The sequence below is a fragment of the Croceifilum oryzae genome, assembly GCF_030814315.1.
In the GTDB taxonomy this organism is placed as follows: Bacteria; Bacillota; Bacilli; order Thermoactinomycetales; family Thermoactinomycetaceae; genus Baia; species Baia oryzae.
Genome location: NZ_JAUSUV010000001.1, coordinates 190,557 through 207,036, shown reverse-complemented (window position 1 = coordinate 207,036; position 16,480 = coordinate 190,557). Strand labels below are relative to the sequence as shown.

General features: G+C 40.0%; 14 protein-coding genes. 1 reads left to right on the top strand and 13 read right to left on the bottom strand.

What is annotated here, in order from left to right; translation table 11 throughout:
• Positions 1–114 precede the first annotated feature (114 nt).
• From J2Z48_RS00980 to J2Z48_RS00960, 5 genes are all read right to left on the bottom strand, one after another.
• Positions 115–1,701 carry an esterase/lipase family protein gene (locus J2Z48_RS00980; protein WP_307250408.1) on the bottom strand — a complete coding sequence of 529 codons (1,587 nt, stop codon included), beginning with the start codon at positions 1,699–1,701 and terminating at the stop codon, positions 115–117.
• Between the two features lie 206 nt (positions 1,702–1,907).
• Complete coding sequence (locus tag J2Z48_RS00975; protein ID WP_307250107.1) at positions 1,908–4,670, bottom strand: YfhO family protein; 2,763 nt, start codon at positions 4,668–4,670, stop codon at positions 1,908–1,910.
• Positions 4,671–4,735: 65 nt separating this feature from the next.
• Positions 4,736–7,480, bottom strand: a complete 2,745-nt coding sequence (locus J2Z48_RS00970; protein WP_307250105.1) for a YfhO family protein — start codon at positions 7,478–7,480, stop codon at positions 4,736–4,738.
• Between the two features lie 47 nt (positions 7,481–7,527).
• Positions 7,528–8,490 carry a glycosyltransferase family 2 protein gene (locus J2Z48_RS00965; RefSeq protein WP_307250406.1) on the bottom strand — a complete coding sequence of 321 codons (963 nt, stop codon included), beginning with the start codon at positions 8,488–8,490 and terminating at the stop codon, positions 7,528–7,530.
• The gene (locus J2Z48_RS00960; protein ID WP_307250104.1) at positions 8,484–8,876 is read right to left on the bottom strand and encodes a GtrA family protein; all 393 of its coding nucleotides are present in this window, start codon (positions 8,874–8,876) and stop codon (positions 8,484–8,486) included. Before J2Z48_RS00960 ends, J2Z48_RS00965 begins: the two co-directional genes overlap by 7 nt.
• A 133-nt stretch (positions 8,877–9,009) precedes the next feature.
• On the opposite strand from J2Z48_RS00960, the gene J2Z48_RS00955 reads away from it, so the two are divergent.
• Positions 9,010–9,666, top strand: a complete 657-nt coding sequence (locus J2Z48_RS00955) for a site-2 protease family protein (protein WP_307250102.1) — start codon at positions 9,010–9,012, stop codon at positions 9,664–9,666.
• Between the two features lie 71 nt (positions 9,667–9,737).
• Here the strand turns inward: J2Z48_RS00955 and J2Z48_RS00950 are convergent, their stop codons facing one another.
• The 8 genes from J2Z48_RS00950 to J2Z48_RS00915 all read right to left on the bottom strand — a co-directional run bounded on the left by J2Z48_RS00950 (position 9,738) and on the right by J2Z48_RS00915 (position 16,463).
• The gene (locus tag J2Z48_RS00950; RefSeq protein ID WP_307250100.1) at positions 9,738–10,283 is read right to left on the bottom strand and encodes a DUF420 domain-containing protein; all 546 of its coding nucleotides are present in this window, start codon (positions 10,281–10,283) and stop codon (positions 9,738–9,740) included.
• 82 nt (positions 10,284–10,365) lie between these two features.
• Positions 10,366–11,787 (bottom strand): FMN-binding glutamate synthase family protein, encoded by a 1,422-nt coding sequence (locus J2Z48_RS00945; RefSeq protein ID WP_307250098.1) that lies wholly within the window; start codon positions 11,785–11,787, stop codon positions 10,366–10,368.
• On the bottom strand, positions 11,771–12,070 hold the full coding sequence (locus J2Z48_RS00940; protein WP_307250096.1) for a hypothetical protein: 300 nt from the start codon (positions 12,068–12,070) through the stop codon (positions 11,771–11,773). Before J2Z48_RS00940 ends, J2Z48_RS00945 begins: the two co-directional genes overlap by 17 nt.
• An 86-nt stretch (positions 12,071–12,156) precedes the next feature.
• A complete protein-coding gene (locus J2Z48_RS00935) occupies positions 12,157–12,699 on the bottom strand; it encodes a CatB-related O-acetyltransferase (RefSeq protein WP_307250094.1) in 543 nt (180 codons plus the stop codon).
• A gap of 160 nt (positions 12,700–12,859) precedes the next feature.
• Positions 12,860–13,405, bottom strand: a complete 546-nt coding sequence (locus J2Z48_RS00930; protein WP_307250093.1) for a CatB-related O-acetyltransferase — start codon at positions 13,403–13,405, stop codon at positions 12,860–12,862.
• Positions 13,406–13,558: 153 nt separating this feature from the next.
• Entirely contained in the window at positions 13,559–14,551 is a 993-nt protein-coding gene (sph, locus tag J2Z48_RS00925; RefSeq protein WP_307250091.1) for a sphingomyelin phosphodiesterase, read from the bottom strand.
• Between the two features lie 120 nt (positions 14,552–14,671).
• Positions 14,672–15,529, bottom strand: a complete 858-nt coding sequence (locus J2Z48_RS00920; RefSeq protein WP_307250089.1) for an ABC transporter permease subunit — start codon at positions 15,527–15,529, stop codon at positions 14,672–14,674.
• The gene (locus J2Z48_RS00915) at positions 15,513–16,463 is read right to left on the bottom strand and encodes an ABC transporter ATP-binding protein (protein WP_307250087.1); all 951 of its coding nucleotides are present in this window, start codon (positions 16,461–16,463) and stop codon (positions 15,513–15,515) included. The genes J2Z48_RS00920 and J2Z48_RS00915 overlap by 17 nt, the downstream gene beginning before the upstream one ends.
• Positions 16,464–16,480 lie beyond the last annotated feature (17 nt).

Below are 16,480 nucleotides of genomic sequence, written 5' to 3'. Positions count from 1 at the left end.
TTCAGCCTTTATTTGTCTGAATATACTGATGCCTAGTGGAGAAAAGTTTTATTGGACGGAACGATTGAAAAAGAGTAACTCCTAGACGGAGCTACTCTTAACCTGATTAAGATGCTATTTATCAATATACACAGAACGGACTAAGGTACGTGTATATTCGTGTCCATTGTTATTGCCTTTCAGATCAATGGTGATGTTGTAAGTACCGGATTTCGTTACTTTCGGTAGCCAGCCTTCCAGAGAACCGTTGGTTAACTTACGAGTTTGTTTGGTTTCGGAGATTAGATTTCCTTTTTCGTCGACTACGCGGATCATCATCTCCACTTCTTTGTTGGGATTATCGCTTTCTTGTTTCATGAAGAAATTCGCCTTGTCTTGTTTGGCTTTTCCCGGCATTACCAGGGAGAATGGTGTCTTATCATCAAATGTGCCAACAAATAGGTATGCATCCTCTTTCGTTGCATTTTTAAATTGAACTTTCCATTTGCCCGCTTCCATCCCTTTAAGTTCGAAAGTCTGTACATATGCTCCGCGGAAAGCATCTTGATCCTGACTTGTAGCCACTTTACTGTTATCCTTGGTGAAGACCTTCCCTGACGGAGAAATAAACGTAACTTCTGTCTGATTCGTTGCAGTTAATACCGATAGAGTAGCATTGGTCAATCGATCCACATCAAAGCTCTTCTCACTAACACTATTTTGTGTAAGTGGACCCCCAACGATCACTTGATTGTTAGCGCTTTCAATTTTTTCAATTTCATTATTATTGGCAATATTTTTGGTGGATTTTATAGCAGAGAAGGTAGATGTACGTAGGTAAGGTTCAATTCGAGAGAACACACGTGAGCCCATTCGGATACTATCATGATCCAAGCTTCCATCCGTAAACAGATGGACTCCGTAATTTAATTTGGTGCTCCATTCGTTTACAAGACCGTCATTCGAGCCATGCGAGGATAGGTACAAACCGCCCGTTGCCAAAGCGGAAAGTGCTGGACCCCAGCTAGTACCCGCGACCGTATAATATTTATTTTTGGATACGTTTGGATTGGAGTCTGTAGCGGAGCGGAAATTTGCCATTTGACCCGTTTGTAAGGAATATGTGCCATCATCCTTTTGCCCTAATAGGGACGCTAACCATCCTGCCCACCAACTATAAGAAAGATCTGCTAGATGTGATCCATAGTGCGGTGAACCTAGGGTAACTACCTTCCCTACATATTGGTGTGCTCCATAGTAGACCAATGCCGCTTGCGTATCTGGACCTCCTTTGCTGTGAGCAATGATATTGACCTTCTTCCCAAAACGACTATAAATTTGACTCAGCATAGAAGCGAGTAGCCTTCCATTATCATACTGAGATTTTGATCCTTGTCTGGCCGCATCGTATAGTTGAACAAACACGGTTTGGTATCCTTTTTTGTAAGCGCTTTCATACATGTCGTTAGCACCATAATAGGTGGTATCTGTATACCAATCATTCGCTGCGCCGCCCTTCCCTTGTACAAACACAATCGGGGGCTTATTAGGATCATAATTAGGTGGCTGAGCTCCTAGATACCAAGTACCCGGGGTAAACGACTCATGCGGCGGAAACAGCTTACCTGCATGCACCTCAGTCGGAAAAGCACTCATCGGCACAAACGAAAATAAAGCAACTACCACTACCAACATCACAGCTGTCAAACGACGCAATCTCATCAAACAAACAGCTCCTCTCGTAGGCATCTATTATCAAAAGACATTTTGTCACTCTATAATATTCGGTATATATACAAAAAAACCTTTTACGATAATGGTTAAAAAAGAAATTTTTTTAATGTTCATATAATAGGTGATAAGCATAAAAATACTACCTTACCAACGTTAGATAATTTATCCAACACTGGTAAGGTAGTTCATGCGCTTTATTCCGGATTCTCTGGATGGCGAACTTTATATCGATTACGGTTCCGTTCCCACCAAAAGTAACCGATTAAACCCAAGAGAGTTACAGAAGAGATGGCTGTTCCCAGAAGGAGATACGGAGTAAAGTACGATAGCTCGACTTTGTGCTCTCCTCTTGTAATCGGAATACCCACAAAAGTGGAGTTAACTTTCATCGTCTCTACTTCTTTTCCATCAACCTTTGCCGTCCAGCCTTTGCTGTATGGAATTGATAAGTACAAGATTCCATCCTTGGCTGCGTTGATATCACCTTTTACGTGAGTCGAATCAAAGGAAACATTTTGTAAGGATTGCTCCCTTTTCTGCTTTACAAGTTCTGGATACGGTTCGAGTGAATTAAATTGAAGTGATAGTCGATTTAATTCGTAGGTACCTGGAGAAAACTCTAACCTAATTTCGTCCTTTGCTTGCTCATGACCTGTATTAATGACAATTTGTTTCTTAGGATAGTTGTACATATTGTCTTTCCCAAAATCCCAGAACATCTTATCATTTGCCTTGAACCTAAACCACGTTTTTCCATCATCCCGCCTAATCAGCTTGATCTCTGCTTCCACCAAGCTTTCCCCTAGCTTCTTCGCGAATGGATTGGGGATAGTTAAAACTGCTCCACCCTCTGCAGTAAGAACATTGCCTTTTAGAGTAGCTTTTTCCAGCTTGATGTTTTGATCTCCCAACTGTATATCTTGATTGGTTATAACTTTCTCTTGTACTTGTAGTTGGTTGGTTGGAAAGGTTGGGAGATTTACCTTAGAACGGTTATCTACAACTGCTGCACGTAAAAGGAGTTGATCTCGTTCGGCAAAATTTAACTTGTCAAATGTCTGCTTGTCCACGATAGAATCGTATAGAAAACCAATTGGTAGAGCGTAGTCATTTCGATAAATTTTAAATTTCTTTGTTTCCTTGATTAAGGTGTAGCCATAAGGCTTCCAAGAGGGGTCCTCCCGAAAATAAACTTGAGTATAGGTATAAGGCTTCCATGAAGAATCCTTGGGAACGACATAATACTTATTCCCCAATGCCGTCTCGATATATAAACGATTATCGAGATTCGTAATCACGCTCGGTGTATTATACTGAAGCACATTGTACTCGTTTTTAAAAAAACTGTGTACAGTCCCAGAAAGCAAACTGTTATAAGTACTAAATCCTCTATACCCATACACCATTGGGGCATTAAATTCCGGTATACCCTCCCACATGGTACGGAAAAAGGTGGGGTCTTCTTTTTCAATCTCCTTAAACATCTCTACATCTTTTGGTTGGTCATAGGTGTTGAGATAATGTTGTTGTCGTTGTGCTATTTTAAAATTATAAGGTTCCACTTTTTCATTGGGATCTACTTGAAACTCAATCTCAAACATCAACCAGTTGGTAAATAAGATATTTAAGGTCATAAATCCAATCAGTAACGCTGCAAAAACCTTAAGAGGTAGCTTTCTCATTGCAAAAAAACAGCCGATGGTGAGCAGACCTAGAGCACCGATAACAAACTCTTGTCTACTATACGGCAACCCTGTTATACCTGGCTTGAATATCACCATTATAATTAAAAACAAGGCTATCCCTGTAAAATATAACTTTGCCTTTCGATGTGGCTTCTCTAATAAGTGGTCCAAAATAAATGCAGAAGTCTGCGCCACTACAAACAAAAAGAGGTACAGCCATCGATAATGAATACCCGCAAAGCCATGAAAAAAAGCATATGTAAATGGCAACAATAAGAGTATGAAGAAAAATGCCACAAAAATCATGCGGTACCGTACTTGCTTCTCTTTAATCAAAAAGCCATAGAAAATGAGCAACAACACAATAATCGGCATTACGATAATAAACTCCATTTTCTCAGGAAACAAGAAAATTTGATGTAGTAAGTTCTGATAAAAGGACCAATCAAAAAATAATGGTATGGATAGTTTGTAATAAAAGCGATCGATCTGGAGATACTTGTCAATTACTGGTAATAAGGCAAATAAACTTAGCAATACGCCTACGATATACCATAACGAAATTTGAAGATAATACTTAAAGAAATCGCCCCAGCGATACTCATTCCTAATCAAAAAGTACTTGAGTGCTGCATATAAATAAAGAAACACCGTACTACAAAAGGCCAAATAGAAGTTTGAACAAACGATTAGGAAGACAAGCCCTACAAACATGCCCTTCTTTTGATGATCAATCATTCTTTCAAAACCAAGGATAAGAAGGGGTAACCATACTAACCCATCCGCTAGAAAATCAAAACGGAGTGAATAAAACATGAGGTACAGAGAGCCACAATAAATCAAGCTTCCTACAATTGAACTAAGTTGTGTTCGTTTATTATAGCGCAGTAGATGATACATAAAGATCATGGCAACAGCTACTTTAAACATGCTAACGAAGATTCGTATGTGAAAAGCATCTTGTATCGTTGCTATGTCTAAAGGCATCGTCAGCCAGAAAAATGGCGAGGTGGCAAAGTAAAAGATAAATTCACTAAACATATCTCCGCCTAAGCCATTGTTCCAAGACCACATAAAATTCCCTTGTGAGTATTCTTGATTTAAGAATGGATAGAAATGAGCAATCTGCATTCTAGAATCGCACTTACAAACATCATTAAAATCCACATTATAATAGAGAAAGTATGCATGTAGCCCGATAGCAACTAAGAGAAAAAAGAAATAAGCACCGAGTGCTCCCTTCCATTTCTTCGGATTCCATTTCCGTTTCATATCGTAGCACCCTACCTAATTCAAGATAACTCTTTCCAAGAGCGAAACGGCGGAGAGAGGTTTCTCTACACCGCCGAATTACGTTTCTTACGACGTTCCCACCAAAAATAGCCCAATAAGCTTAGTAATGTTACGAAGGAGATTCCTGCACCCTCAAGCAAGTAAGGAGTAAAGTACGATAATTCAATTTTATGGTCTCCCTTTGTAATAGGCAAGCCCGTAAATGTAGCATTTACTTTTATAGGGTCCACTCTTTTTCCGTCTATCGTAGCTTTCCAGCCTTTACTATACGGGATCGCCAAGTACAGAATCCCATCTTTAGCCGCTTTTATCTCACCTTTTACTTGATTCGATGTAAAGGAAACATTTTGCAAGGATTGTTCTTTTTTCTGCTTTACAAGCTCTTGAAACCCTTCAAGTGAATTAAATTGAAGAGACAATTCCCTCAGTTTATAACTACCTGCATCAGGAATCTTAACCGTGATGTAATCCGTTGCTGGATTATATCCTGTATTAAAGACGATTTTCTTTCTTGGATAGTTATACGTGTTGTCTTCATCATACCTCTTAAATTTCTTCTCAGTTACTTCAAGGCCGGGCGCCTTAGGATCCTTCTGCATAATTTCAAGACTGAATCCCTTATTATCCTTCCGCTTAACCTCAACCTCTAAAAGAGTTTCACCTAACTTCTGTGCAAATGGATTTGGGATTATCAGTTCTGCATCTTCACCTGCCACTAGAAAATCACCAGTCAAAGTAGCATTCTTGAGCTTAATATCTTGCTTGTTTACAACATGGTTTTGTACTTTCAACTGATCCGTTTGAAAAACTGGAAGATTAGCCTTAGAACGGTCATCCTTATCCACAACAGCTGCATGCAAGAGCAGCTGATCCTTTTGGGCATAGTTTAATCCGTCAAATGTTTGTCTATCCACAATCGAATCATATAAAAAGCCGATCGGAAGAGCATTATCATTTCGATAAACCTTAAATTTCGTTGTCTCTTTCATGAGAGTGTAGCCATACGGCTTCCAAGATAAATCCCCTCGAAGATAGGTATGAGGCCCCCCAAAAGTCTTTCTTTCCCAAGACCGATCCTTTGGAATAACATAATACTTATTCGCTAGCACCGTCTCTGGATAGATACGATTATCTAGATTCATGTACAAACTTGGCGTGTTGTACTGAAGAATGTTGTAATCATTTTTAAAAAATCTGTGTACGGTTCCAGAAATCAAACTGTTGTACGTGCTAAATCCTCGATAACCATATACCAACGGAGCGTTAAATTCAGGGATTCCCTCCCACATGGTACGGAAGAAAGTAGGATCCTCTTTCTCCAGATCTCTGAACATCGCCACATCCTCTGGTTGATCATAGAGTTTCAAAAACTTGTGTTGTCTCTCCTTTACTGTACGCGGGCTACCTAAATACTCATGAATCAGTACCCAGTTTGTCAGTAGGATATTGAGCGTCAATAATCCAACTAGAGAAGTAGCAATCACCTTGCGTGGAAGCTTATGTATCAAGAAGAAACAACCTACTGTGAGAAGTCCCAGAGCACCAATCATTATATCTTGCTTAAGATAGCCTGTTGATGGTGGCTTCAATTTCACTATCATTGGTCTCAACATAACCATAACAACTAACAGTACAGATACTACTATAAAATACTGCTTCATTTTTCGATGTGGTTGCTCTAGCATAAGATGGTCCAAGATGTACGGAATGATCTGAGCCAGCACGAAGATAAATAAGTACGTCCAGCGAAACTGTATACTAGACAAACCGTTGAAAAAGGAATAGGTAATCGGAAACATAGTAAGCACAAATATGAACGTTGCAAAAATCATACGCTGACGCATTTGCTTCTCTTTAATGAAAAAGCCATAAAGAGTCAGCAAAAAGATCATAATCGGTAGCACGAGAACAAAATCAACTTTTTTCGGAACCAAAAAGAGATTAAAGAAAAACTCCTTATAAAATGACTTCTCAAAAAACAACGGAATATGTAAGTCATAGTAGAAACGGTCCACTTTCAAATAAGCGCCAATAGCTGGTAGCAGGGCAAATAAACTTAACAGTACTCCTACTATATACCATAATGTGATTCGCAGATAATACTTGATAAAATCGACAAACTGGAATTTATCCCGAATGAGGAAATACTTAAGTCCTGCATATAGATAGAGAAACACCGTGCTAATAAACGCGAGGTAGAAGTTGGAGCAGACGATCAAGAAAACCATTGCCACAAATAGTCCCTTTTTCTTGTGATCAATCATCCTTTCAAAACCGAGGATGAGAAGAGGGAGCCATACCATACCATCCGCCATAAAATCAAAGCGAAGTGAATTAAAGACCAGATAGATAGATCCACCATAAATTAAGCTACCTACAATGGAACTAAGTTGTGTTCTCTTCAGATAACGAAGGTAGTGATACATAAAAATCATTGCAACAGCGATCTTAAATATACTAGTAAACATTCTAACTTGATAAACATCATGAATGTTAGCAAGATCTAGCGGCATCGTCAGCCAAAAAAATGGTGAAGTGGAGAAGTAATAAAGAAACTCACTAAAGATATCCCCACCCAAGCCATACTTCCAAGACCACATAAAGTTCCCTTGACCATATTCCTGATTTAGAAACGGATAGAAATGAGAGACCTGCATCACCGAATCGCAGCAGGCCTCGTTAAAATACAGTCGATAATACAAAAAAAACGCATGTATACCTATAGAGACGATGAAAAGCAGGGAATAAACTCCAATTATTCCCTGCCACTTTCTCAGATTCAATTTCATGTCGTGATACCCTACCTTTTTTCATGTAGCTCTTCGCTAGCCTTTGTTTACGAAAGTACTTTTTGAATTTTATTTTGAGATTGGCTCACTTGTGTGTAGTTATCATCTGCCACAATGTAGTGAGGTCTTTTCTTTGTTTCATAGTAAATTCGGCCGATATATTCCCCAATTACTCCTAAAGCGACTAATTGAATTCCACCTAAGAGTAGAATGGCTGAAATTAACGTAAAGTATCCGGGTACATCAACGCCACCTAGGAATATTTTCACCAGCATCCACAAGACGTAGAAAACATCGGCGACCATTACAGCAACCCCAGAATAAATAGAAAGTCGAAGCGGTTTATTATTAAAGGAAATGATACCGTCTATTCCATAGTTAAGAAGGCTAAAGAAGGACCATTTGCTGTCCCCAGCGTGCCTGCTTACATTTTCATACTCAATAATTTCTTGTTTGTAACCAATCCAAGAAAATAATCCTTTTGAAAAACGGTTATACTCACTTAATGATAATAAAGAATCAACTGCTTTACGGCTTAATAGACGGAAATCTCCCACACCATCTTCTAATTGAACATCAACAAATCGGTTAATTAGTTTATAGTACAAACTAGAAACCCATGACCGCGATTTTGATTCTCCTGCACGGTTTCGCTTCGCAATCACTTGGTCTGATCCGTTTTGGAACGCTTCAACCATCCGCGGAATCATGCTCGGTGGATGTTGTAAATCAGTGTCCATAATAATCACAGCATCACCTTTGGAGTAACTTAGGCCAGCTAGCATCGCACTCTCTTTTCCGAAGTTTCGGCTAAACGAAATATATTGCACTCGTCTATCTTTCTCCCCAAGCTCTTTTAAGATGGAGAGAGTCTGATCACGACTACCATCATTGACAAAAACAATCTCGTAGCTATACTGATTTTCCTTCATTACTTTCGTAACCGTTTGATAGAAATCGTACAAAACGTCCTGTTCATTATAGCAAGGTGCAATAATTGAAATCATAATCTTCCCCCCCTGTCTGGTTCAGTCACCAGAATTTTCTTTGATATAATAAATGTAAACGGAATAGCAACTAACGAAGCCACAAATGGAGAGATGGTTTTATTCAAGCCCAACAGATCCCCTAATATATAGACTCCTACTGCCGTGACCACAAAATTAACGGCATTTGTCATCGGAAATTGTATAAACTTCTTCCATGTCGGTTTAACTCGATACGTGTAAAATGAGTTCATAAAAAAAGAACCAACCATACTAATTACGAACGCAAGTACGAAGGAGATATAATAACCCCACGAAAAAAAGCGAAACATAATCAGATAAAGTAAGTTAAAATGAACTGTGTTGACAACACCTACTATAATAAATCGCATAACTTGTCGCTTGTCCAAAATCAAAGTCCCCTAATAAAGAATGAAAAGATAGCACTTGCATTATAACACATGGATCTACACATTGGTTTCTATAAAAAGTTAACATTCATCCACAATATTTACCACACCTTAATACTTGGAGGCGTTACTATTGGATTTTACATCCCTTTCTCTTGCTTATCCATGGGAACAATTGCCTTATGCGTTATTTGCGATTATTTTAGCCTTTACGATTCATGAGTTTGCTCATGCTTATGTCGCTTATAAATTCGGGGACCCTACTGCGTACCAACAAGGTCGAGTTACTTTAAATCCTGTTGCACATCTCGACTTATTTGGCTTTATTCTCATTATCCTGGCAGGAATTGGATGGGCAAAACCAGTGCCTGTCAATCGTTACTATTTTAAGAATCCTCGCATAGCTGGCGTTTTAGTAAGCTTAGCTGGACCGCTGAGCAATCTACTTCTTGCCTTTCTGTGCATCCCCCTACTCCATCTTGCTTTTCAATCTGGGCTGGGATATAAGGGAATCATTGAGCTTTTACTTATGATTATTCAAATCAACATTGTACTCTTTATTTTTAATTTAGTTCCACTACCACCACTAGATGGATATCGCGTTATTGAAGATCTTGTATCAAATCGCACTCGTGCGAGGATGTCACAGTATGAACAATATGGAATTTTCATCTTCCTGCTCATTTTCCTCATTCCACCACTTAACAAACTACTGCTTGGTCCTTTGTTTCAATACCTCGTCCCAGCTATCTTTCGGGCACTTGATACGTTTTGGAGCTTATTTCTATAGTACAAATCCACAAGAAAACGACTCTGTCTCTTCACGAAACGGAGTCGTTTTTCTATCTAAATCCTATCTGATTAATAGTATGGGGAGATCATCAAGTAAACTAATACACCGGTAAGGCTTACATATAGCCAGATTGGCATCGTATAACGAGCAATCTTACGGTGCTTCTCCCTTTGATCTGTCCAACCGTAAACAATCGTCCATAGGGCAATAAAAACGGTAGGTGCTGCTAAAACGATATGGGTGATCAGAATAAAGAAGTAAACATACTTCATTATTCCTTCGCCACCGTAAGAAGTCGATTCTGCATTCAAATGATAAACCACATACGTAACAAGAAATAATAACGTTGAAGTAAATGCTGCGAGAATAAAGTTACGATGCATCGTAAAGTTTCTCTTTTTGATGAAATACAAAGCCGTTACTAAGAAGATAAATGTACAGCTATTAAAGATCGCATTCATCATAGGAAGAAAGGTTAGATCTAAATGGTCTAGCCCATCATACTTCGGCAAAAAGAATAGTAGAGCGATCGCGGCGTTTAAAACAATCGTAATTCCAACGATCCATGGGGTAAATTTGCGGTTATCATGATCGGAATGGGTCTTTTGACTCATGAAACAGCCTCCTTAGTACATCTTATAATTCCAAGGCGATTATAACACATTGCTTGTTTCACAAGGTAAGTAAATTTCCCTATTAATGGTGAATGGTTGATTCATCATATCCTACATGATCCGGTGATAAGAAAAACGGTTTTGTTTCATCAAAGAATTGACTCTGCTCTTCTGGAGCGACATATCCGAGCTGAATACCGGTTGCTTTTGCTAGAAATGGATCCATTACACATAAATCTGCTTTGGTAATATCCGATAATGTTGCCCTACCAAGCGTTTCGGCTACCTGCTCCATTTCCATCAGAGACGCGTTTAAAAAACGAATTAAACTCATCGCCGCTTGGTCTACATCTAACTGGCTGGTTCTTTTTCCTGTGTAGACCACTAAGCTAGTCGGAGGCTCAAAGGGTACAGCTCGTACTACTTGCTCCCCTACAAGCGCCATAATCGCGGCCGTACCGATATAGACACTATCCGCTCCTAACGCCATCGCCTTCAGCATTTGTCCCGGAGTAGCCAATCCACCTGTTGCAATGAGACTTGTGCCTTGAACAAGCCCTTTTTGGGTTAGAAATTGATTGGCTCTCGAAATGGCAAAAAGGGTAGGCAAACCTACATCATCTTGGAGCGTAGGGGATCCACCATGTGTTCCCCCTTCTGTACCATCAAGGGTGATAAAGTCTACTCCACTCTCCACCGCAATCTGTAACTCTTTCTCCAGATGATGGGTAGCGGCGATTTTTAGTCCTACTGGAACACCTGTCTCATCTCGAAGCCTTCTCACCAATTGAATAAAATCATCCTTTGTGTGTACTCCGGGTAAGCGAGAATGAATAATGGCCGCTTCTCCTTCTTGCAAACCATATACTTCTCGATAATCCTCACCAATATTTTTACTCGATGTTCGTTGATGACAAGATCCTTGTGCCCCTTGCCCTAATTGAATTTCGATTGCATCGAGCTGTTTATACTTATCGGGTGTATTCATCCAGCCTCCCCGATTATATTGTCCGATCAACAACTGGGCCTCTTCACGCTCTTCTTTCATCAATCCCGCTTCACCCGTATTGGTAGCCGTCCCCACAGCCGTTGCCGCTTTAGCTAGAGCAATTTTTGCACTTTTGCTCAATGCTCCACCAAAAGACATCGCGGCAATCATAATCGGAATCGAAATCGTCATAGGCTTCTTCGCCCGTGGACCAATCGTGACCGATGTATCGATCCCCATCGTTTCCTGTGTTGGAAAGCGAAACAGATGAACGGGGTTAAATAAAATCTTCTCCCATGGGGATAAACGAATCGGACTTCCCAAAGGGCGTGAAATGGGCGTCCCGTGATTCCCACGCATCGCAATCTCCATTAAATTGACCATGCCTATTTTCCCTGCTGTTGGGATCATTTCAAATAGGTTTTCTGTATATTGATCGCGTATAGCTGTGGTAATCATCTTATCTACCGATTTATCGATTGCCGAACGAATCATGTTTTCAATGAGTTTGATCAACTTGCCCACTCTCCCAGCCTTTATCACCATGACCATCTTCATTTAACTGCCCCAGCTTTCCAGCCATCGTAATACACATTTTTTGGATCGTAGCAAGCTGTCTAGCCGCATGTTGCTCTTCTACAGCCATGTCGGTCAATCCCTTATCATCATAATTCGTTAGCTGGTGATAATGATCACGTGCCCTCGTAGAAAGAGTTTCCGCGATCGCCTCAATGCGGTTAATTTCATTATGTAAATAGGACAAAGTGTCTTGTAAATCTTGTGATTGTGATGTATCCAATTCACCAAACCTCCTTTTGGTCTTTACTATTCCTAAATTGACCCATTTCAATGCGATAAAAAAAAGACTACTCAAAATGAGCAGTCTTAATTTTTCCTGTATGTCTGAATAAATTGCTCGATATTGTTAGATAGAATCAATGGAAACGCTGCTTTAATATGCTCGATAGGCCAGTCCCACCATTGAATTAATAAAAGTTGTTGAATGATTTCGTTTGAAAAGCGATAACGAATGATGTTCGCTGGATTTCCCCCTACAATGGCATAGGGCGGTACGTTTCTGGTGACCAAACTATTTGTTCCTATAATGGCACCTGATCCAACTTGAATCCCTGACAAAATCGTAGCTCCGTGTCCAATCCATACGTCATTCCCTATTTCAACGTTACCATTTGTAAGCGGACCACCTGGGAAACCATGGCCCTCTGTAAAAAGTACATTAAAAGGATATGTGCTCACAAAATCAATTGGATGGTTCCCACCTAAAAAAATCTGTACTGCTTCGGCGATCGAACAAAACTTCCCAATCCTCAGAGTAGCAGGTTCCCCCCAAGAGCGTATAATAGGCGTTCCATACGTGTAGTCTCCAATTTGATAGGGGGAATATGCGTGATTGTGATTTGTAAACATGGTGAATCCCCCCAATAACAAGATTGGCTCAAGTAGGCAGCAAATTTTCATACATACACTCCCTACTTGATACTATTAATCTATGAATTAAATCCTTTGCCCGTGAATCTAAAAAAAGGACTACTAACAAGTAGCCCTGAATGGTGATCATGCTATGAACTTATGCCTTCCTCCCGTACGTTTGGACGAATTGCTCGATATTGTTAGATAGAATTAATGGAAACGCTTCTTTAATCTGCTCGATAGGCCAATCCCACCACTGAATTTCTAGAAGTTGTTCGATGATGTCTCGTTCAAACCGATAACGCATGATCCTCGCTGGATTTCCAATCATAATCGCATAGGGTGGTACATCTCTGGCGACTATACAGTCTGCTCCTATGACTGCACCTGAACCGACACGAACTCCCGACATAATAGAAGCGCCTGATGCAATCCAAACGTCATGACCTATTTCAATATCACCTTTTGTAAGGGGTCCACCTGGAAAAGCATGGCCCTCTGGAAAAAATACATTGAAAGGATATGTGGTCACAAAATCCAACGTATGATTTCCACCTAAGAAAATATTTGCTTCGGAAGCAATCGAACAAAATTTGCCGATTTTCAAATTGGTTCCTGCCCAATAAAATATTTTGGGAAGCCCATAAGTATAATCTCCTATATCATAGGCAGCATAGGCAGGGTTTTCATTTAAGAACATCATTCATCCCCCTAGTAACGACCATGATGATGAAGTCGTTACACTGAATCAAAGCATGAGATCCATCTATTCAGCTACATTGGACAGTTATGAATTGATAAATCCTGATCCGATAATACTAATATATGCTTTAGACTCATGCCCATGACTCAAACATTACGGCTTTGAAAACCCTGCAACTGGATAATGATCAGAGTAATCGGTGTAGCTGTATTTTTTAAACCAGGATGTCACGCTCCATTCGGGCGATTTGGTATATAAGGACTCCACATACCAATTCTTTGGCTTAGCATGATCTTTTTCTACAAAAATATAATCGAGGTGTTGAGGGGCCAAATGGGGATAGTTATATTTCGTAATTCCATTTGTTGTTGGATCCCATGTAGACGAAAAGCCCGTATACGCAGTTGGTTCCGTTACATGTAAGTCGTTTAACATCGACGGGTATTCGGAAGATCCTTTAATCACATTTAGATCTCCACCTATAAATAATACCTCTTCCGCCGGAATTTCCTTTTTCGCGATAAACTGCCTTATTTCATTCATCTGCGTCTTACGAATCGACGCGGCTTCTCCAGTTGAACAACTCTCATCATCGGACTGCATGTGGGTTCCGATAACATGGTAAATCCGGTTATTCTTTTTCATCTTCACATAAGCAAATCCCTTATTCGCATACCAATCGGTACCGCACCCTTTACTGTATACATGCTGGATTTTTTCTAAGATCGGATACTTACTTACGATGGATACGCCACCATCTTCAGGTGTAAAACGAGAATAACTTCCCTGCGTTGAATCCCAACCATCCTCACCTCGTCCGAGTACAGGAGTTTGGTAAGGATATTGGCTTTTCATCTTTCCTAATAGCTTTCCAGAGGCTTCGTTATCATATAGCTCATTGAAGATAATGAGATCGTTGCCCTTTATATAGGCAGCTTCCCCAATTAAATCAGCCCGCTTAACTTGTCCCCAATTTGGGTAAAGAGACTGCGGTAACATATACACATTGTGAACGAGGATCTTTATATCATTGGGGTATGAATCATTTGCAGCAGATACAGGTACTGGCATAAAAGAAAACAGTTGCGTCAAACACCAAACAATCATCACAAATATCTGTAAACATACACGCATAACTCTGCTCATAACATCCCTCCTATCTCTATTATACCTGTCCATTTTTAATTTTCAGTAAATGTTAACATCATATTTTTTTAGAATCAAAAAAGCCCGTGAATCCCTATAGACCCACGGGCTAGCTATTATTTAGAGATCCCTTTTTTGGAAAGAACGAATCGCAAACCAAAGTGCCATTACACCGTATAAACCGATATAAACCAACATCCACTTACTAGGTGCCGACGTGCTTCCAAATATCCCCTGTGTCGCCATCGAAATAGGATCGTCAGCTGATTCAAACAAACTGATGACCATCGTTCGGAATAATGTATCAATCGGGAAAAGTAAGCTTGTCACAATCCCAAAATTAAGCATTTGCTTAATCTGCGTAATTCCACCAAGTTGTTCAATAAATCCACCTAGCATACTTGTCACATATAACATAATCAGGACAATCCCACTATTCAGCGTGGACCAACGAGTACTAAAAAAGAGTGCAACCGCTACAATAATGATTGATTGCAGTACAAATAGGCTTCCTGCTTGGAGAACTTGAGACATCGATACAACTACTTTTAATTGATTTCCGAGAAATTGGTTAACTGCCGTAATCCCCAAGAACAAGAAGATAGAATAAGAGACCATTAAGAGGCTTAATCCAACAAAGCGCCCCATCACAAACGAAGCTCTCGAAATGGGTCTTGCCATCATCGGATCAATCTGCCGGCTCTCAATTTCTTTGGATATACTTCCTACACTACTGAAGATCGCCAACAAAGATGTAATGAAAGCAGCAAAGTATAGTCCCATTCCATAAAACTGGGTAGACATAAACCCTTGTGCCAAACCACCCATAGGGCCTCTATTCATATTAGCTATTTGACCTTGTGCATAATAGGTTCCGATACCATAAAAGATCAGTAGTGCTAGCGACATCAGGGAAATAACAAGAAAAACACGTTTATAGATAATTTCTTTAATCGTTAACCTAGCGATTGGCCACATGTTCCACTTCCTCCTGACGATTGATCCAGTACATAAAGATATCCTCTAAATTTTGTTTTTGCCTAATCACTTGGTACAGCTTCCCTTGCTTCACTGTTAGGGCAGAGATCAATTCAGGAATGCTTTCTTCGTCTTTCAAGGTTAACATCCAACTTTCCTTACCCTTTTCAGTACGAATCTTCTCGCTCCCTAACACTAACTCGGGCATAGCGTCAAAGGAAAGATTTTCAATCCCTGACAAGGTAATCTCAATTTGTGTCTCGATCGCAGAAAGCTCTCGCCAATCCCCTTGAACGATTAGTCGCCCTTTGTTAATAATCGCAACATGGTTACAAATCGTTTCCACTTCACTCAGCAAATGACTATTTAAAAAGATGGTCTTCCCTTGCATCTGCAAGTCACGAATTAATTCACGAACTTCCTTTCTCCCAATGGGATCAAGGGCAGAAGTAGGCTCATCTAGAAAAATTACTTCTGGATCCGAAACCAAAGCACAAGCAATCCCAATCCGCTGTTGCATTCCCTTGGAGTAACCACTAATTCGTTCATCCCCTCGATTATGCAAACCAACTAAGTCCAGTAACTCCTCAATCCGCATTTTCTGCTGTTTACTATTCAATTGACACATTTCCGAATGAAACCGTAGTAGCTGTCTCCCCGTCATCCAATCTGGATAACGAAACAATTCGGGTAGATATCCTACCTTCTTCCTTGACTCAAGAGAAGAAATCGGATGACCTAAAATCGTACCTGTCCCGCTGGTTGACTGTATCAATCCCAATAAAGTACGGACAAATGTACTCTTTCCCGCTCCATTAGGCCCTAAAAATCCGTACACATTCCCTTTTGGCACTTGAATCGTAATATCCTGACATCCCTTATTCCCCACATATAACTTGGTTAATTGGTTTGTCTCAATCACATAATCCCCCACTACCTTCTCCTCCTCTA